General features: G+C 38.3%; 1 protein-coding gene. It reads right to left on the bottom strand.

The features are described 5' to 3' along the window. Positions 1 to 25: 25 nt before the first annotated feature. Positions 26 to 175, bottom strand: coding sequence for a hypothetical protein (locus LI112_RS18100; RefSeq protein WP_195968584.1), 150 nt, complete (start codon positions 173 to 175; stop codon positions 26 to 28). Positions 176 to 222 lie beyond the last annotated feature (47 nt).

The raw sequence follows: 222 nt of genomic DNA, 5'->3' as shown, positions 1-222 counted from the left end.
CATCCTTTATGCTTTTCTCTTTTTTTCATTCTATCACAAGCTCACCATTAATCATCAATTTTTTGATATTTTTTCTTTTCCCCCACTGTAAAACAGCCTCTGAGCGTTTCGTTATATAGAGGGATACAAATAAGAGCAAGATCCACCCATGTTTAACAGTATTGCCGTTTGGCATCCTGTTCTCCTATGGGATTTATCTTGATGGGGATCTCCCCATACCCT

It is taken from the genome of Blautia sp. 210820-DFI.6.14, from assembly GCF_020558815.1.
GTDB classification, from domain to species: Bacteria; Bacillota; Clostridia; order Lachnospirales; family Lachnospiraceae; genus Blautia_A; species Blautia_A obeum.
Note: the sequence above shows the minus strand (reverse complement) of the source record. Positions and strands in the feature narration are given on the sequence as shown.